General features: G+C 56.8%; 14 protein-coding genes and 2 pseudogenes. 9 read left to right on the forward strand and 7 right to left on the reverse strand.

From position 1 onward, the window contains the following. Positions 1-255: 255 nt before the first annotated feature. The 5 genes from SJY32_RS02440 to SJY32_RS02460 all read right to left on the reverse strand — a co-directional run bounded on the left by SJY32_RS02440 (position 256) and on the right by SJY32_RS02460 (position 5,323). Entirely contained in the window at positions 256-1,404 is a 1,149-nt protein-coding gene (locus SJY32_RS02440; RefSeq protein WP_376871197.1) for a P1 family peptidase, read from the reverse strand. Beyond that, positions 1,401-2,216 carry an ABC transporter permease gene (locus SJY32_RS02445; protein ID WP_376871199.1) on the reverse strand — a complete coding sequence of 272 codons (816 nt, stop codon included), beginning with the start codon at positions 2,214-2,216 and terminating at the stop codon, positions 1,401-1,403. The genes SJY32_RS02440 and SJY32_RS02445 overlap by 4 nt, the downstream gene beginning before the upstream one ends. After that, complete coding sequence (locus tag SJY32_RS02450) at positions 2,216-3,100, reverse strand: ABC transporter permease (RefSeq protein WP_376871201.1); 885 nt, start codon at positions 3,098-3,100, stop codon at positions 2,216-2,218. The genes SJY32_RS02445 and SJY32_RS02450 overlap by 1 nt, the downstream gene beginning before the upstream one ends. Continuing rightward, on the reverse strand, positions 3,097-4,176 hold the full coding sequence (locus SJY32_RS02455; protein WP_376871203.1) for an ABC transporter ATP-binding protein: 1,080 nt from the start codon (positions 4,174-4,176) through the stop codon (positions 3,097-3,099). Before SJY32_RS02455 ends, SJY32_RS02450 begins: the two co-directional genes overlap by 4 nt. A 115-nt stretch (positions 4,177-4,291) precedes the next feature. Next, positions 4,292-5,323, reverse strand: coding sequence for a PotD/PotF family extracellular solute-binding protein (locus SJY32_RS02460; protein WP_376871205.1), 1,032 nt, complete (start codon positions 5,321-5,323; stop codon positions 4,292-4,294). A 128-nt stretch (positions 5,324-5,451) separates the two neighbouring features. On the opposite strand from SJY32_RS02460, the gene SJY32_RS02465 reads away from it, so the two are divergent. Continuing rightward, positions 5,452-6,318: a MurR/RpiR family transcriptional regulator gene (locus SJY32_RS02465; RefSeq protein ID WP_376871207.1), complete on the forward strand. Its 867-nt coding sequence runs from the start codon at positions 5,452-5,454 to the stop codon at positions 6,316-6,318. A gap of 56 nt (positions 6,319-6,374) precedes the next feature. On the opposite strand, the pseudogene SJY32_RS02470 reads toward SJY32_RS02465, so the two are convergent. Further along, a pseudogene (locus SJY32_RS02470) lies at positions 6,375-6,625 on the reverse strand (transposase); the annotation flags it as partial. Between the two features lie 372 nt (positions 6,626-6,997). On the opposite strand from SJY32_RS02470, the pseudogene SJY32_RS02475 reads away from it, so the two are divergent. Further along, positions 6,998-7,477 (forward strand): annotated as a pseudogene (locus tag SJY32_RS02475) (IS3 family transposase); the annotation flags it as partial. A gap of 234 nt (positions 7,478-7,711) precedes the next feature. Further along, complete coding sequence (locus SJY32_RS02480; RefSeq protein ID WP_376871209.1) at positions 7,712-8,566, forward strand: recombinase family protein; 855 nt, start codon at positions 7,712-7,714, stop codon at positions 8,564-8,566. Between the two features lie 355 nt (positions 8,567-8,921). Here the strand turns inward: SJY32_RS02480 and SJY32_RS02485 are convergent, their stop codons facing one another. Beyond that, on the reverse strand, positions 8,922-11,246 hold the full coding sequence (locus SJY32_RS02485; protein ID WP_376871211.1) for an ankyrin repeat domain-containing protein: 2,325 nt from the start codon (positions 11,244-11,246) through the stop codon (positions 8,922-8,924). Between the two features lie 986 nt (positions 11,247-12,232). Between SJY32_RS02485 and SJY32_RS02490 the strand changes: the two genes are divergently transcribed. From SJY32_RS02490 to csy3, 6 genes are all read left to right on the forward strand, one after another. Beyond that, on the forward strand, positions 12,233-12,763 hold the full coding sequence (locus SJY32_RS02490) for a hypothetical protein (RefSeq protein WP_376871213.1): 531 nt from the start codon (positions 12,233-12,235) through the stop codon (positions 12,761-12,763). A 110-nt stretch (positions 12,764-12,873) separates the two neighbouring features. Continuing rightward, positions 12,874-13,038, forward strand: coding sequence for a hypothetical protein (locus SJY32_RS02495; RefSeq protein WP_376871215.1), 165 nt, complete (start codon positions 12,874-12,876; stop codon positions 13,036-13,038). Between the two features lie 129 nt (positions 13,039-13,167). After that, a complete protein-coding gene (locus tag SJY32_RS02500) occupies positions 13,168-15,123 on the forward strand; it encodes a DUF927 domain-containing protein (RefSeq protein WP_376871217.1) in 1,956 nt (651 codons plus the stop codon). Positions 15,124-15,406: 283 nt separating this feature from the next. Further along, positions 15,407-16,540 (forward strand): hypothetical protein, encoded by a 1,134-nt coding sequence (locus SJY32_RS02505; RefSeq protein WP_376871220.1) that lies wholly within the window; start codon positions 15,407-15,409, stop codon positions 16,538-16,540. Next, a complete protein-coding gene (locus SJY32_RS02510; RefSeq protein ID WP_376871222.1) occupies positions 16,537-17,391 on the forward strand; it encodes a type I-F CRISPR-associated protein Csy2 in 855 nt (284 codons plus the stop codon). Before SJY32_RS02505 ends, SJY32_RS02510 begins: the two co-directional genes overlap by 4 nt. Beyond that, positions 17,384-18,469: a type I-F CRISPR-associated protein Csy3 gene (gene csy3 / locus SJY32_RS02515; protein ID WP_376871224.1), complete on the forward strand. Its 1,086-nt coding sequence runs from the start codon at positions 17,384-17,386 to the stop codon at positions 18,467-18,469. Before SJY32_RS02510 ends, csy3 begins: the two co-directional genes overlap by 8 nt. The last annotated feature ends 50 nt before the right edge of the window (positions 18,470-18,519 follow it).

Raw genomic sequence — 18,519 nt, forward strand, 5'->3', positions numbered from 1 at the left:
GACGTGTTTCGATTGCCACCGCGCTCAAATACATCAGAGGCGCCTTCAAGCAGATCCCGCTTCCATTGACAGATAATCATCGGATAGCACGCCAACCGACTTACCAACTCAGTAATCGTCTCCTGACCCGCCAACGCTTCCAACCTTTTCATCACTACCTTGCCCTAGGTATATGCTGCGCTCTGAATCGGTGTGTAGATCTCGGGCAAGCGGCCCGCTTGTTGCTGAAGTGAGGAACGGCGCGTCTATGAATATCTAGAGCCCCATCACCTCGGCCAGCCGCTCGGTGTTCAGCGCGCGACATACCCCCGATGCGGGGCGCGCAAAGGGCACATCCTGTGCCGCGCAGAGCGCGTTGAGGATGGACTCATCCACGGCTTCTACAGCCGCGAGATAAACCGGATCGAGCCGCTCGTCATTGAGTGTCCGCATCTCGCGCCATGTGCCGGAAAGCTGGGGGAGGGGCATCTCGTTCGCGGTGGAGAAGGCTAGGAAAATATCGCCCGAATTGTTTCCCCCTGGTGATCCAGAGCGCCCAATGCCGATGGAGGCCCGCCGTGAAAGTCGCTCTAACTGGCTGGGTGAGAGGGGCAAATCGGTCGCGAGGATCACGATAATTGATCCGCGCTCGGTTTTCATATCGGGGATCCGGTCTTCCATCATCTGTGCGCCAACGGCCTGCCCAGCAACGGTCAGCCATGGCCGCAACCCGTGATTGGCCTGCACCAGAGCCCCCAGCGTAAACGCCGTGCCGTCGATGTCGATCACGCGTGAGGCGGTGCCCGTTCCGCCCTTGAACTCGTAGCAGATCATCCCTGCCCCACCGCCGGAATTCCCCTCGCGGACTGGCCCCGCGCGCGCGGAATCAATTGCGGCGCGAGCATGGGTTTCGGTGATATGTAGGCCATTGATGTCGTTGAGAACCCCGTCATAGGTCTCGGCAATAACAGGCATAGCCCAGAGGTGGTGGCTCTCCCATGTTTCGCCGTAGGTTTCTACCATCCAACGCACAGCGGCACTGTGGGCGGGGCCGATCGCATGTGAGTTGGTGATCAGAATGGGACCGCAGAGCCATCCACCATCGCGCACCCAATGTGCGCCTGTCATCTCACCGTTTCCGTTGAGGCTAAACTGTCCTGCCCAGACCGGCTTGGGCGTTGTGTCATGCCCGCGCGGCAAGATTGCCGTGACGCCGGTTTGCACTTGGATGCCGCGTGTCGCCAGCGCGGGATCTTGGGCAGAGGTCAGTTCCATCATCCCGACTTCGATCCCCGCGACATCGGTGATCGCGTTGAGCGGCCCAGTTGTGCCTTGCAACGGTATGGCTAGATCACGCGCGCGGGGTTTCTCGGCGGGCTGGGATGTGGGCGCAGGCCGCGTGAGGAGCGTGTTTTGTGGCATCATTTCTGTCTCGATCTGAGGTAGAGGCCGAGTGCAGCGATCACAATTGTGAACAGAAGCATCAAGGTGGCGATGGCGTTGATTTCGGGTTTGATACCACGGCGCAGCATCCCCCAGATATGCATCGGTAGCGTTGTGTTGCCGGTGCCAGCAATGAAATAGGTGATCACCAGATCGTCCATCGAGATGATGAAGGCGAGCAGCGCCCCTCCTAACACTCCAGGGGCGATCGCGGGCAGGGTCACCTTGCGAAACGTTTGCGCGGGTGTGGCCCCCAGATCGGCAGAGGCCTCCTCAATCGTCTGGTCTAATTGTGCAAGTCGCGCAGAGACTGTGACAAACACATAAGAGATCAGAAAGGTGCATTGCCCGATGATGATCGAGATGATCGAGAGGTTGATGCCGATGGTGATGAAGAAGATCAAAAGCGCGATCCCCAGAACGATATCGGGCATGATCATCGGCACCATCATCATCGCACGGTAAAACCCTGCGAACCGGAACCGGAACCGCGCAACTGCGAGCGCAAGGGCGGTGCCAAAGAGGGTGGAAATCAGCGTGGTGGAAATCGCAACGATAAAGCTGGTGCGCACCGCGGCGTAGAGCTGGGGGGTGGAGTCGATATAGGTTGGGCTATCGGCAATCGTTGTGGGTAACCCGAGGATGAGGCGATACCAATCGAGGGTGAACCCGTCCCAGATCATCATATTGATCGGGTTGGCATTGAACGAAAACACCACGACGAGCAGGATCGGGGCGTAGACAAACACAAAAAACATGAAGCCGTAGAGGCTCAGAAGGCGCTTGAGGGCCATTATGCGCTCTCCCCTGTTCTGGAAAGCCGGATTTGCACGATCAGCAGGATCAGCACCGCCGCCATGACCAGCATCGCCAGCGCGGCGCCGAAGGGCCAGTTGCGCGCAGAGAGAAACTGTTGCTCGATCAAGTTGCCAATCATCATGACCTTCGCGCCGCCCAACACCGAGGGCACGATAAAATTCCCCAATGCGGGGATAAAGGTGATGACTGCGCCGCCAAAGATGCCTGGAAGGGTCGCGGGCAGCACAACTTTGCGAAAAGTCTGAAACCGCGTTGCGCCCAGATCGGCGGAGGCTTCGATCTGGCTGATGTCGAGCTTTTCAATTGACGCGTATAGCGGCAGAAACATGAAGGGAATGAACACATAGGTCATGCCGAGGATCACCGCAAAATCGGTGTAGAGAAAGTCGATGGGCGTGGAGGTCACCTTGAGGGCCATTAGCCCTTGGTTTAAAAAGCCCGTTGGTCGCAGGATCAGCACCCACGCAAACAGCCGCACAATCAGGCTGACGAAGAATGGCAGTGTGATGAGCAAAATTGCACGGTCGCGGCGTGCGGGTGTCATCCGGCTGATCCAGAAGGCCGCGGGATAGCAGATGATGAGCGAGGTCAGCACCGTCAGCCCTGCCAGCTTCAACGAGCGCAGAAAGATCTCGATAAACACCGGATCAAACTTGTCATAGGCGGTGTTGGCCCAGCCAAGGATCCGGCCGTAATTGAGATGCGAGAAAGTCCATTCCACCCCGCCATAAAGGCCCGGGGTGAGGAAGCTATAGACCAGCATGATGACCAGCGGGCAGAAAAAGAACACCAGCAAAAACAGGGTGGGGGCCCCGAGAAGGGCAAGAAGATTGCGCAGCGTCCGGCGGGCGAGGGTCATGGTGCGACCTCGTCGACCAGGTGCAGCGCATCTTGCGCCGCGTAAAGCGTGATCTGGTCTCCGGCCTTGGGCAGGGCCTCGCCTGTATCGCGCAGCAACGCCTGCATCGGGCCAAATTGCGGGCAGTCAAAGTCGATCTGTTGATCTTTTCCGGTGTAATAGGCCGCGCGCATGATCCCTGTGAACCGCAAAACGGGTGCGGCGCTTGACGCAAACGCCTCCGGCGTTAGGCGCAGGGCCTCTGGTCGCAACATGAGGGTCGCGGGGCCAATCCCGTGCGCGCAGGGAAAGCTTTGGCCATCGGCAAGTGTCGCTATCGCGCCCGCGCGTTCGACGCGGATCAGATTGCTTTCGCCAAGGAAATCGGCGGTGAAGAGGTTCGCGGGGTGTTTATAGAGCATATCCGGCGCGCCGATCTGCTGGATCCGGCCCTTGGCCAGCACGGCAATCCGATCAGACATGGTCAGGGCTTCTTCTTGGTCATGGGTCACGAAGATAAAGCCGATCCCCAATTCGCGTTGCAGGGTTTTCAATTCGTGCTGCATCTTCTGGCGCAGGTTCTTATCGAGCGCGGAGAGAGGTTCATCGAGCAGCAGCAGCTTTGGTTTTGCCACCAGTGCACGGGCCAGTGCAACGCGTTGCTGTTGGCCGCCGGAAAGCTGCGAAATGCTGCGGTTTTCCATGCTCTGCAGGCCGACAAGTTCCAGCATTTCGCCGACACGGGTGCGGATCGTCTTGCGATCAATACCAGCAATTTCAAGCGCGTAGCCGACATTGCGCGCCACGGACATATGCGCAAACAGAGCGTATTTCTGGAACACAGTGTTGACAGGGCGCTGATGCGCTGGGCGTTGGGTGACGGGGGTTCCGTCAATCACGATCTCGCCCGCATCAAGCCCCTCGAACCCGCTGATTGTGCGCAAAAGGGTGGTTTTGCCGCAGCCGGATGGGCCGAGGAAAGTCACAAATTCCGCCTGATCTAGCGTCAAGGACACCTGATCGAGCGCTGTGATGACGCCGCCTTCCGGCGTGGGGAAGGATTTGCTGGCGGAGAGGATTTGAAGCGGTGCGGGCATGGGGCCAATCTGCTTATCTGGTCAGTGCGGCGCGAGGGCCAAACTTGTGACAGGGGCGGGGAGGTCGCTGCGAAACGATGCGGTCGGATGGGCGGGGTTACCCCGCCCAAACGGCTTATTGCGAGGTCTTAATCCGCGTCCATTCGGAGTTATAGAGCTGCAATCCGCGGCCCAGATCCTGGAAGATTTGCAATTTATCAATCACCGACTGATCGGGATAAATCGTCTTATTCTGCGCGATCTCAGCAGGGATCAACGCCTGCGCAGGAATATTCGGCGTGCCGTTCATCTGTTGTTCAACATTGAGCGCGGCGATTTCAGGACGCAGGTAGAATTCGAGGAATTTCACCGCATTCGCCTTATTCGGCGCGCTCTCTAGCACACACATATCTTCTTGATACATTGTCGCGCCTTCCTCGGGGATCACATAGCCCAGAATGTCTGGGTTCTGCGCGACGAAGATATTCGCCCCCACATACCACTGAGCCGCGGCCACATCGCCGGAGGTCACGAGCGGGATCGAGTCGTAGGAGAAGGCAGAGACGCCCTTGATGTGCTCAATCACGTAATCCGCAGCGGCTTTTAACTCGTCCGGATCCGTGGAGTTTACCGAAGTTCCGTTCATGATATGGCCGATGCCGATGGTTTCGCGCAGATCGTCGAGCAAGATGATTTTCTTGCCAGCATCGCCGAGCGCAAAGAGGTCTTTCCAGCCCTTTATCTCGCCCGCCTCGGCCTTGTTATAAACGATACCAACATTGCCCCACGCATAGGGCAAGCAGTAGCTCGCATCAGGGTCGGTTTCAGCGCGAATAAATTGGGCATCGATGTTTTTAAAATCGGGAGCGCTGCCGATGTCGGTTTTCGCGAGCAGGCCAAGCTGGAACATGATGTCATGCATATGCACCGAGGGGAAAACGATATCATAGCCCGTTGCACCTGCTTGGATCTTGGCGAGCATCTCCTCGTTGGAGCCGTAGGTGTCCAGCGTCACTTTTATGCCGGTTTCCTCGGCAAATTTTTCAAGCACGGCTGGATTGATGTAATCGCCCCAATTGTAGAGGTTAAGCGTTTCCTCGGCGCTGGCCATCGCGGGGGCGAGCGTAAGTGCGAAGAGGGCTGCGAGGGTGGTTTGGTTGCGGGTCATTCGGGTGGTCCCTGTTGAGAGGTTTCGGAGCGTCTTGTTGGGCGCGACGTTTTTTATTTGACTTCTTAGTCTGGTTTTTTACTGTCATTTTTGTCAAATGTTATTTTTCTGTCTTATGGGGCTGTGTCATGCAAGAAGGCTTTGCGTCCTATCCGGAGGGGTCTTTCAAAGAACTGGTGCGTAAAATTGAGGCGGACATGCCGAATTTGCCCAAGCAGGAGGCGAAGGTTGCGCAATACATCCTGTTAAACCTCGATTCGATCTCTTTCGAGACAGGGCGAACGATTTCGCAAAAGGCAAAGGTGTCGGAGATTACGGTCGGGCGGGTTTTGAGGCGGTTCGGGTGTGCGGGTATGAAAGAGTTTAAGGCTCTGCTGCGCCAACGCTATTCGATCGCGGGGCAGGCCGCGGCGCGCAGGGGCGGGGATTTATCCGAACGCTGGCGCGATCAGCTCGGCGCTGAGATTGAAGCGGTTCAGTCGATTTACGATCTGATTGAGGGCGAGGATTTTCTGCGTGCGCAGGATCTTCTTGCAGGGATGGAGGAGGTGTTTGTCACTGGTTTTCAAACCGTGAGGGGCCTCGCAGAGGATAGCGCGCGCAGGCTGGCGCTGGCGCGCCAAGATGTGCGGTTTCTCGCGGCGCATGACAGTATGCTCTCTGAATGGATTGGCCCGCGCCCGCGTCGTAGCTCTTGCTTGCTTTTGATCGACGTTGTGCCTTATGCGGCGGAATCGCTCGTGTTGGCGGCGCTCGCGAAGGAACAGGGGCGCAAACTGGTGGTGGTCACGGATGAATATTGCCATTGGGCGCGTGAATTTGCGGATGCAGTCATTAACGCGCCTTCCGCGACAGGGTTGTTTTTGGAATCGACCTTGGGGCTAAATGCAGCGCTGGCTTTGTTGATCCACGGGGTGGCCAACAGCCAACCCGACGCTGCGGGGGAGCGTTTGCGCGAATGGAAGGGCTTTTCGCGTCAGTTAAAGCTCTTCTAAAGCGGTGGCGCGCGGGGCCTTAATCTAAGACTTGCCTGTCGGCCTGTCGGCGTGGCGGCCTCTGAGGCCAATCCCTCCATCATTCGAGCGAACACTCCCATGTCGCCCCATCGCTTCCAGCGGTTGTAGAGCGTCTTCGCAGGACCATATTCCTTCGGAGCGTCGCCCAACGTAAGCCATTGCGGTTAATGAATATAATGCCGCTCAAAATCCGCCGATCATCCACGCGTGGCTTGCCATGGCTTTTCGGAAAGAAAGGCCGCAGCCGGGCCATCTGCTCTTCGTTTAGCCAGTAAAGATTGCTCATAATTTCCCCCACTCTCAGTGGGAATTGAACCACGAGCGTCGCAAGTCCTCAACCAATTTAATGGGTCTAAGCCTAGGTTATAAGCGTCCGATGAAATGGACATCCCAAGTCCGTTTCCAAAGATGAAGGTCTTACGCATCCGCAGCCTAAACGCTTTTCGCTAAATCAACCACAGTTCGAGCGACATTTTGTATTGCCTGAGGGATCGTGTTGTTTACCGCCGAATAGGTCTTGCCATCGACGGCATCAAACATTTTGTAGTCATAATTGGGTGCAGTCTTCTGGAAAGAGGCGGCTCCGGAAATCTTAACAGTCGGGATAAGTGGATTTTCTGTGCAACAGCGGCATGATGCTGCGAGCAAGTAGAAGACCATGGCAAGACGACCACGCCGGAATCACAGCCCGGCATTCAAGGCGAAGGTGGCAGTAGCCGCGATTAAGGGCGAGAAAACCTTGATCGAGCTGGCGCAAGATTTTGACGTTCATCTGTAACCGGCAGGTGTTTGCCTGCAAACACCGAGAGGCGAACCAGATCAAGCAGTGGCGCGACCAGTTGCTTCAAGGTGCGACCTAGGTGTTTGGGGACGCCCAGAAGGCGGCCTTGGAACCGGTGATCGATGTGAAGACCCTGCATGCGAAGATCGGAGAGATGACGCTGGAGACTGATTTTTTGTCCGGCGCGCTCGGCAAGGCGGGTCTGTTGCCGAGCGCAAAAAAATGATCGATCCCACCGCCAAGCTGAGCGTCAGCCGCCAAGCGATGATGCTGGGGATCAGCCGGGGCAGTGTCTACTACAAGCCCCAGCCTGTGCCGGACGCCGATCTAAAGCTGATGCACCAGATCGACAAACTATGCAAGGTTGATTGACGCCGCGCGTCCCTCGGTAGCTTACGACTTTGCCGCAACGCTCCGCCCTTGGGTTGAAATCGTGAAACCTCCTCCGGTGCTGTTGAAATTCCTCATTGTCTTATCGTCAGATATCGTATCATTAGCAAAATATTATACCGTGTGATGGACCAAAACCGTGCGTCCGTGCTCACCCCCAACCGATGGTGCTAAAAGAAGATGAAGCGTGATAAAGTGTCAATGAGGACAGTAGGTTACATTCGTGTCTCTACAGATATCCAAGCAAAAGACCCGCAGCAGCTTGAGACGCAAGCTAAGAAAATTCGGGACGCGTGTTTGGAGCAGGGTTTTGACCTTCTTCAGATATATGAGGATGTCTGCTCCGCCGCTTCGGCGACAAGTTTTTCCCAGCGCGTTGGTCTATCTGATGCCTGTCTCTCGGCGCGCAATGCGGGTGCGATCTTGATTGTGACCGAGCCAACGCGGTTGTTCAGGAATGTTTCTGTCGCGCGTGAGTTTTTTAAGAATTCAGATTTGAAGGTTTTTTCGGTTCGCGATAATCGTATTCTTGGGGTCAAGGCTTTCCTGTCCGCTGTCCGGCGCGGTGAAGAAAGTGCGCTCTCGATCAGAGAGGGCACGAAAGACGCGCTCGCGAGGGGCGCGCGGCAGTCCAATGTCGATCTGTCAGAAGTCCGCAAGCGCGCGTCGCAAGCCTCAGTGCGGGCAAGAAAACTCAAAGCCTGCGAAGTCGTTGATCGGATCGCGGCGGTGATTTCAGAGGATCAGGCTTTTGAGACGCTGACCCACGAAGCCATGGCTGACCTTTTGAACCGCCGCGGAATTCTCTCCGGATCAGGACAGGCTTGGACTAGGAATGGTGTGCGCCGTCACCATATCGCTGCCAAGGATGCTGTCGTGTTGCAGCGTGAGTTTGAGGCTGAAGAGGACCAAGAACCGCTTCAGCAAGCAGATATCGCGCCCGCTGCAACTGTCCCGGTTCATCCTGAGCAAACGGACGCGCCGCAGGATGCCGAAACTTTGGCCGAGGAAGAAGAAATGCGCGCGCTTCCGACATTCGGGATGTTCAGCGCGTGAGCGCACTGGCGCAAGGCTCGTTTAGCTATAGAGCTGTTTTGGTCGTGCCGCTTGGCGCGCTTGCCATCCGCGATCGGCGGGTCAGTATTTCGGTCGCGGACGGCGTCCTGAGGTTGTTGTCGTGTCGGTCATTTTCAGGACTCTGGGCGCCTCTCCGGCGCTCTGACCTGACTCGCGGCGGCTTGATTCGCTGACGGCCTGTGGGGCGCGCTCCTGCGCTTGTGTGGGGTTGAATCTGCCCCGAGCGGCTTAATCGGAGCCGAGCGGCCTTGGTGTCGCAATCGGTGGATCCGATACAGCGAAACTCCCTCCCTCTCCGGCCTGACAATCGGCCGTGGGCAAAAAAAGCCTACAGCTAGTCATCCAGCATATTGAACGCCAGTTCTGTAATCCGCTCGAAGCCCTTCCGTCCGGCAATGTCATGTCCCGCAATTGCATATGCCTTGCGCTTTGCGTTAAAATCTTCCGCGGAGGCCTCCGCCAGCTTATGTGCTTGAGTTAGCTCATTTCGGCCCATTGGGTATGCCGCGCATACCAGTCTCATTCCGAAGATTGTAGCGCGCCCAAATTCTGCGGCCAAAATAGCTGGTGTCTTTCCGGCGCAAGTCTCGAGAGTTGGGTTCGCGCCGGCGGCAAGAAGAATTTCAAAACATCGATTGGCTCCGATCTTCGCTGCAGTATGCAATGCCGTCTGACCAAGGACATCCTGCGCGTCGATATCCACATGACGGGCAATGAGTGCTTTTGCCATGTCCACATCGTCTCGATCGGCCGCCAACATCAGCACAGTCTGGTTTAAATAGTCACGCGCATTCAGAACGTCAGTGGGCAGCAGGCTAGTCAGTTTCAGATGCGTTGCGGCCATCGATTTGGCAAGTTCGGAAGGGTCTTTGGGGATCCCCGGATATGTTGGCATTTGCCGCATTCGGCGCACTAGGTCCGACGCCATCTTTGATGCTACTGTGAAGAACGTGTCGCCACGCACATTTCGCAACTTGCGCTTCAATGTGCCGCGAAACTGTTTAATGAATCCGCGCAACTCGACCTCCGCAGCCTCGCGGAAAAGCAATCCTTGGTATGCGCGAATGATCTCAGAACTCTCGTTAAGGGGCTGTTCAATTTTAACCCCTTGATACGGGCGAGCGATGTCGCGCCAGAACCAATCCGCATGATCCGCCGCCGCTAAGCGCATGGAATAATCGATCGGGCCTTCGCCAAGTTTCCAGCGAGCGGCATCTTGGGGCTGGACCGATTTGCAAAGAATTCGAAAGCTCCGCTCCGCACTGTTTCGGTTGAATGCGTCCTGCGCAACCGCAAGTGAGAAGTTAAGCTTTGCGATAAGCAGTTTCGAAGGTCCGATAGACCGCGCGATGCAGATATCCAGCGATTTCTCGGCATGTTCGCGCGCTTCGTCAAAATTCCCGGAAGAAACAGCGTTTAGGGCGCTTAGGTAGGCGAGGTCGGCTTCAAACTCGGCAATGCCGGGCAGTTTTCGAAGCCTTTCTAGTCCAGCAGCGACATGGGGCTGACGATCCGGATCGTTGCCCTCCCAAGCCATAAGGACGCTTTTAAGCGCTTCCTCGACAGTCTGGCGCTGTGCCAATAGCACTCGATCCTGAACAAATGGCGCAGGCGATCGCAGCTTTAAATCAACGAAAACATCACTCAGCGTATCGTCACGCTGTATTGCTCTGAAAATCTCGCTCAGAAATTCGGCCACCCGCTCGGCGGCAAGAAGCTCTCCGGACCGGGCCGGCGTAATCGCACGAAACGGGCCTTCCTTTAGCCACGACGGTAGCGCCTCAACGAAAGCCTGATTGGCCAGTGCTGGGTTGGTCGGGCCTGCCGCGACGGTGGCCTCGTGGCCCCATCTGAAGAGTTCGAGCAATTGCAAAGCCTTGTTGCGCATTGGGTTCGGGTCGTTCGGCTCGATATCCGGCGTCAGGAAGCCAACGAGATCCTTGTAGGCTTGTTCGATAGCGCGCGCCCAGAGCAGCAACGCTCGCAACTGCGGCGTCGACAGAGGGACTGCAATAGAGCTCTTGTATGAGAACTGGTTATCATCGCTGAACCACTCCATGATCTTGGTGATCGCTGGCGTCGTCCGGCCTGAACGCCAATTTCGAATACTGCGAAGCCTATCATCAACAGCATCGTCCCAGACACTGTCCATTGGGCCTTCAACTTGCTCTAACCACCATGTCAGCAATGCCTCGACTGGCAAAATTAAACGATTTGGGTTCGCAGGGTCTTGATGCGGTAAAAACCAAAGATCGTTTTGGGGCATCTGAGGCAAAAACGCCTCATCTTGGCACCAAAAACCCCAGGTTCTGCCGAGGCTAGGCATAATGTCGTATGCAAAAAGCAGCCAAAGAGCCTGCGGCGGAGTGGCTGAATATGTCCGCGTATGGAGTTCCAGCGCGTCCTGGATGGCCATGATCCCAAAGACTAGTCTTTCAACATCGCGCCATGGAGCTGAACCCTGCTTCTGTCTCAACGATTGCCTTAACAGGTCGAGCAACTCACGCGTTCGATCAATCCCTCCCTCCAACCGCATCTCCGAGCGTGCATAGCGGAGGCGTTCTAGGTGCTGCCATTTGGGAGGGCAGAATAGCGACACCACGTAAAGAAGTGCGGAGTTTGACGTCGGGAGCTGGGCCATCGGCAGAGTGTCGGGCATGCTCACACCTCGGCCTGTTGTCGGTGCAACCTGGAAAGTTCTGCCTTCACATTTCTAAACGCCCGTCGATCACTCGGCGTTCGAGAAAATACCAATAAGCCGCCACCTGCTAAGAATAGCTTTGCGTGCTTTTTTCCAGAGACATAACGCGCCCCAGACTTCACTTCCTCAGAAATTACCACATTCAACGCTTTATCTTTTGAATAATACACTTTTTACCTCGCTAACGGGATGGCAGTGCAACCACCATCCCAATCGGTTTGTTTTCAGGAGTTGTCGTCGCCGAGCCCTTCGCCGCGGCCTTTCTGCATGCCGGGTGCGGCTGGCTATCAATCCACTATTTCCCCTTGGGCGGATTGTTTCCGCGATCTGAGCCAGATTTGTTTCCGGTGGTTGAAGGGCCGTTTTCGGGGCGCGGGTTTGCCATATCTAGTTCCTTTTCGTTGATCCAATTCCAGCCTAGCAACTGAGTGTCGCTTGACAGAAAAAAGGGATAATCGAAGCTGCCCACATCAACGAGGAAATCGGGAATACAGTCACAAAACTGATCGACCTTTCGATCAGCAATGATTTGGGTTCTTTGGCTAAAGACCGCTGGCTCAGTGGTCCCGCGGTCCCATCTTTATCAATCCATGGCGTATGCGGTGGTCCCCATGCGGGTTCCGGCGCGGTTGGTCTTTGGCGACCCGTTTGCATGTCATGTCGCTTCAGGAAGGTGCAAAACATGTCAAAACGCGAAGGCCGGGCGATCACGCATTTGTGATATTGACGAAAAGTGTCGGAATTTTTCACATAAGAACATGTTATATAACGACAAAATCTCCTGCAATTGCCGCAAGACAAGCTGTTTTGGCTTCATTATTTAGGATGGACGAAACGGCGATCGGTGCTGCTCTGAAAACGAAACTTTTTAACTCATTGAAATACGGCTTGCGGATGGTTTTGGTAACGAGTTACAAGTTACCATCTTAACGGGAGATTCGAAAATGGCACTTACATCCGCAGAAAAGCAAAAACGCTACCGCGAGCGGCAGAAGGAAAAGGACGCATTGGCGAGCAAGGTCACCACTACAAGTGCCGACTTCAAGCGCCCGTTTTGGCAGGCGTGGAATGAGGAGCTGCAAGCCTATGCCAATGACTTTGGTTACTACCTCGACGAAGCTGGGGTCAGCGCCCCTGGGTTTGAGGGGGACCAGGGACCAGAGGCGTTCTCCGCGGAAGCCTTCCCCAAAGAGGCGCTGGATGAGATTTTCCCCGATCTTTCGCATGGGTCGCTGCGCCGTGCGGAGTTCATGGTGGGGAGTTTGAAGGAAGCGGCCGAGATGCTGGCGACCGCGGTCAATGCCTACAAGCGCTCTGAGATCAAAGCGCGTCTGGCGGAGTTAGAGGCGTCTGATCTTTCAACCGTCGAGGCGAAACGGGGCGCGCTCAACGAGGCCGCACGGCTGAACAAAATGCTCGATCAGCTCGAAAAGCAGGTTCGCATCACCTTTCCGCAATGGAAGGTAACGGGCTGAAAAGCCCCTGACAGAGGGCGAAAACCGACGCCGCCTAGGAAACTGTGAAGGTTTCGCGCCCCTGTCTTGAGACTATGCCTCTCCAATAAACAGACCTAAAGGATCGACATATGGACACCGATACCATGAGCGCCGCCGCGGCGGCAACCTTGACGAGGCCCGCGCAGGATATCTGCGACGATTGTTTGGACGCCTTCATCGGTGCGGGTGCCTTCGCTGCGCGCAAAATAGACGCGCCTCATTCGAAGCCGGACCGCGGCCGACGCATCGGTTGATGCGTTGGGTCAGCTAAGCGGAGCCACTGCGCCGTAACGCTACTTTTCAAGTCGAACCAACACAAACTGCGGCCGCCTCGGCTGTGGGTCATCAAGTCATGCCGAAATTCGGTAGAAAGAAAATTATAAATGAACGCTTTAAATATCGTCGCACACATTCCCGCAGAGTTCGATGCGGGCGACCCCGCTTTTCCGTCAGTTTGGGATGAGGAGGTGGAGCACGCTCAACTTCGTAGGGAACTGTATGTGATCCGCGCACCTGAGGAGACGGAAGTGTCAGTTTGTGAGGCTGTCCCAGACGCCCCCATCGATTTCGAAGGGGACGGGCAGGGCGGTGCCGACATCACGCGTATCCCCTCTACACAGGTCGCACAGTCTGAGGTTCAGGGCACCGCTCACCTCTCGTCGGAGTGCAGTGTCGCGGGCTTCTCAAACGGTCCCGGCGGGCTCTATGCTGTGCCCGAGGAGGAGGGTGCTGATCCGGTCTTCGTTTGCACCCCGCTCAAGGTGCTTGCACGGTTTTCGGACCGTGAGGGCAAGAACAACGGGCGGTTGGTCAGTGTGAAATCTGCGCGCGGCATGTGGCTCGATATCCCAGTGCGGAACTCCGATTTGCAGACGAGCCCCCAAAAGGTTCTCGCCGCGCTCCTTGATTATGGCTTGGAGCTCGCGCATTCAAAAAGCGCCGCGGAGAGCCTCCACATCTTCTTGAAGCGCGCAGAGCCAAATCGTCACCTCCAATCTGTGGGCCGTATGGGGTGGGTGGATGATACCAATCGCAGCTTTTTAATCGGCGGGACAAAAATTGGGTGCCAAGATGTTTTGCCGCTCGGCGTCATGCAGAGTGAGGCCTTGACCGAAGCTGGCGATGCCGAGAGCTGGAAGCACTCGGTCGGTGCCTTGTGTCGGAAAAATCCGCTGATGATTTTGGCCGCGTCGCTCGCCTTTTCTGGCCCCTTGCTGGAACTGGGCGGGCGTGACAGCGGAGGGCTTCATTTCCGCGGCGCCTCCTCTTCCGGCAAAACCACGCTCCTGAAGTTGGCGGCCTCTGTCTGGGGCGGTCCGCGTTTAATCTCGCCTTGGCATGCGACGCAGAACGGGCTCGAGGCGATTGCGGCGCGGATGAACGGGATGCTGTTGCCGCTCGACGAATTGGCGGAAATCTCGGCAAAAGCTCTGCATGGCACGATTTACATGTTGGGCAACGGATCCGGCAAGGCGCGGATGAACAAGGATGCCAATCTGGCCGAGCAAGCAGCGTGGACGCTGGCGTTGATCTCTTCGGGTGAAATCAGCATTGGTGAAAAGCTGCGCGAGGCACGGCTGGAGGTGATGCCGGGGCATGAGGTTCGTCTGATCGATATCGAGGCCGACGGTCGTGATCACGGCGTTTTCGACTGGCTGCACGGCATGTCGGATGGCGCGCAGTTCGCGGAGGCGGTGCAAACTGCCACGCGGCAGACCTACGGCGCTGTCGGGCGGCAATTCGTGCGGCAACTCTTCGCGCGCGATATTGAGAAAATGTCTTTGGACGTCAAACGCGATGCCCGGCAATACGCCGCGACGTGGCTTGGTCATCTGAACATCGCCCCTGAAGGGCAGGTCTCGCGTGTCGCCGCGCGTTTCTCGTTGATCGGTGTGGCGGGGGAAATGGCGACGCAGTTCGGGCTGACCGGATGGGAGGAAGGGGAGGCGGTTGCCGCGGCGGAGTCCGCATTCCTCGATTGGTGTGAGCGCCGCTTGGGACCAAAATTCGAAGCCGTTGAAGCCTATGTCAAACCTTTGCAGGAGTTCCTGAGTGCCAACCTGAATGCGATGCCCGTCGTCAAGGGACCGCACGAAGATGGCGTGCAACCTATCGGTTGGCGCGATGCGTCAACGGTTTATCTGTCGGTTGAGACATGGGAGCAGATATACCCTGGCGAGCAAGGCACCCAAGCAGCAAAAGCAATGGTGGACCTTCAGATGCTCATGCCAGGGGAGGGAAAGCGCCTCGCGCGCAAAGCGCCCCGGTCGATTCCAGGGCCGCGTAAACGTGTCTACACGGCTGTCGTGGAAAATGTGATGAACTATAAACCGCGTTGACTATAGACTATGACCAGCGGGCCCATCGGTCCCGCTGGTCCCAGCGCTGGTCGTGCGCGATGGCAAATGAAGGCGGAAGGTTTGGCTTAGGGCGGTGATTGCACGGTGGTCCGCATTCATTCTAACAATTGGGCAAAAGATGACACCGACATGTATCTATTTGAAATAGGCATAGTTAGCTGTCATGCTTTGAAAACTCTGTTTCCAAGGCTTTGAGGTCTGGGGTGATTGATCTTTGGTATTTCACGGGTAGGCTCATCGCTACCCAGGAGCGAGTTGTGTAATGTTTAAGTCTTCCAAAATGGATGCGCCCGACGGACCGAAAAAAGAGGTGTTGCTATCATTTAAACCCACTGGACGCCTTCTCACCCTGCAAGAGATCCATGACGAGTTTGTGCTGATGCGCGAAGCCCTCGACAAGCCGCTGACAGCGCAGATCGCAGCGAGGATCACGGCGAAAAGCGGCAGTCATTTGCTTAAATTAGTAAGTCCGCGAGTGGACGGGGATCATGCGGTTTTGCGACTCGATCCGCCACAGCAGAACCGCAGGTCTTGCATCCTGCCTTCGGTAAACGCCCCCGATATCCCCTTTTGTAAGGTTGTCTTCCGGCCGCTAGAAGTGGCAGGGCATGGGCCTATGAGTGTCGTCGATCATATCCTCAACCCGGTTGATGTCTCACCGAAGGTGCTTGCCGATTTTGGTCGAGTGTTTGGCGAGGATGTGCTGAAAGTGCTGCGCGCGGGTCTGCTAGAACCTGCGAAAGCGCCGCTGAAACTCGGCGCGGGAGAGTTCCCGATTGTGTTTATTCCGCGCTCGGGTGGTGGAGATCTGCAGATCACGCCGGTCTCGCCCGCTTTGGCGTTTATGGGGATGAAGCGCGTTGCCGACGCCTATTTTCAGAAAACGACAGCGGACAATCCTCGCCCGCCGCGTGGGCGTTGGACCAAGCAGGCCATAAGCTCCAAACCCCAAAATATCTCCGGCGCGATTGGTGGTCCGCGCCTCCGGTTTTTTGCGACAATGCCGCCCGTGATGCAGCAAGCCGAAGCCGAGCTGCATCGTTACGTTCATGGCGGGGCTTTCCCGCGTTGGCGCGATGAGGGGGTGGGCATTTGGTTGCTGCGCTATGGCGACATGTTGGCGGCGGACTCCAAATATAATAATTCCGACACTCGCGCTGCACTTGATCGCACGGCGGATAGGCTGATCCGCGATACGCAGGGCTTTATCGCAGAAACACTAGCCGACGCCGCGCATATGGCCCCCGATAAACCCCTTCCTCGGCCGCGTCTGGCGCTGGTTTTGATCCGGCGGAGCTGGAAGAAAAATGAGCGAGAGCTGGCGCTAAATGCGCTCTCGAGCGCTCACTTTGAAGACAGGCTGCACAAGAGCGGGATTGAGGAGGGCGCGCAATGAGCGAGTTTCGGGATCTCTTTTTGGTAAAGGATTTGCGTGCAACCCGCGTCAATCTCTTGATGAACGATTTTGCCGCGGGCTTGCCGAGCCCTCTTTCGTTCCTCGGTCTGGCTGATCTCTTGGCGCGTAATCTTGGCCTCGCACCCTGGAGCGCGCGTGTTTTGCCTATCTTGCACCGGGTGGATGTGTCTGACGGCCGTTCAAAGCCCGAGATGGAGAATAAATCGGGGATTTTTGAACCGATTGAGACGATGGAAGACCTGACAGGCTCGGTGCATGTCTCTCTTTTGCTCAATCTTCCTGGCTGCGAGAGCGAGAGCGCTCTGCGCGCGCAGATGCAAGGGCGGCGCATCGCAGGTGGCTTGATCCAGAATGATTGTGTCGACGTGCAGGCGGTGACGCCCGATGGCTCGGCTTTCCGCACCCTCAAGCGCGGCTACGCAATGCTGCGCCCCGAACAAGCCGAACGCCGCTTTATCGCAATGGGCGACACGACGCCCGAGCAGCCCAGCCTCGCGCATCTGGCGGCTCTGCTATATCCGGCGGAGCGGCATGAGGGTTTTGGCTGGATCGTGCCAGCGGCGGTAGGCTACCGCCTGCTGGAAGACCCGCAGACCGCTCCCGCGCGGATTCGCACCCGTTGCAAAGATATCCCGCATGTGTTCGCCGAGCCGGTGGTCGGCATCGCGGAGCTGGTCTCGGTGCGCAATAAACGGCTCACGGGCCTAAGTAATGCCGACCTTGGCGCGGCTCTTTGGGCATGGGATGCACGCGGCGATCTCATTCTCGGCCACCCTGATTATCACCCTGTATTTTCCGATCATTCTGAGGAGTTTATTACTCATGGTTAAATCCCCTTCCACTCTCTCGCTCGAAACCGGCATGCTCGCGTTTGCGCGTTCTGTGCAAATCACCGAGGGGCTGTTTTACGCCACGAACTCGGGCAAACTGGGTGTTCTGACGCCAATTGAGATCCTTGAAAAAGGTGTCCGCGGACAATCATCCGAGGATAGGGCGAAGAACCCTGGTTTGAGCAATCCTCAATCGGTGGAATATGCGATCGTGCCGCAGGGCCATGATGGCGTGCGGCTTAGCTTCTCGGTCCGGTTCATGCCGCTCTCGCTGCGCCCGCATGCCTGCAATAACACTGATGTGGGGGCGGCCTATGTCCGTTTGGCACAGGCGTATCGCGACCGCGGGGGCTATAGCACGCTGGCGCTGCTCTATGTCTGGAACATTGCCAATGCGCGCTTTGCATGGCGCAACAGGTTCCAATCCGACGCAATGATGGTCTACGTAGAGACCGCTGCGGGCAAGTTGGTGTTTGATCCGTTCCGCCTCTCGCTCGAGGCGCCCGCCACCCGCGCGGATCTGCTCGCGGCGCTGGTGCTGGGGGGGGATGCGGAACTCGACGGGCTTCTTGCCGGTGTGGCTGAGGGGCTTTCCAACGACTCTCATGCGGGGTTTGTGGTTAAAGTGGCTTGGGATGCGGTAATGGAACCCGCGCAAGAGATCTTCCCCTCGCAGGAATACGTGCGCGACGAGAAAGCCGAAAAACTGCCGAGCCGCGTTTTCGCAAAACTTCCGACCTTCTTTGCGGGCCGCGACTTACAGCAAGCTTCGATGCATTCGCAAAAAATTGGTGCTGCGCTGCGTCATATCGACATTTGGCATGGAAGCGAGGCGCATGATGCGCCGATTGCGGTCAACCCTTACGGTGGCGTGCAAGAGACCAGCGCTGTGCTCCGCGATCCGAAATCGAAACGCTCTTTCTACGATCTGCGGGCCAAGGCTGAAGCGCTGATTTCTGGGCTTGAGACCCCCACGCTCGATGGCGAAATCTCAGGCGATGCGCATTTCGTGATGGCGAACCTGATCCGTGGCGGTGTCTTCGGCGCGAGCGGGAAAAAGGCGGAGGCGAACGGATGAGCGTTCCCAACCCATCCTTGAACTCCGGGCAAGGGCTTTGTTTAGCGCAG

The organism is Albirhodobacter sp. R86504 (genome assembly GCF_042466415.1).
In the GTDB taxonomy this organism is placed as follows: domain Bacteria; phylum Pseudomonadota; class Alphaproteobacteria; order Rhodobacterales; family Rhodobacteraceae; genus Albirhodobacter.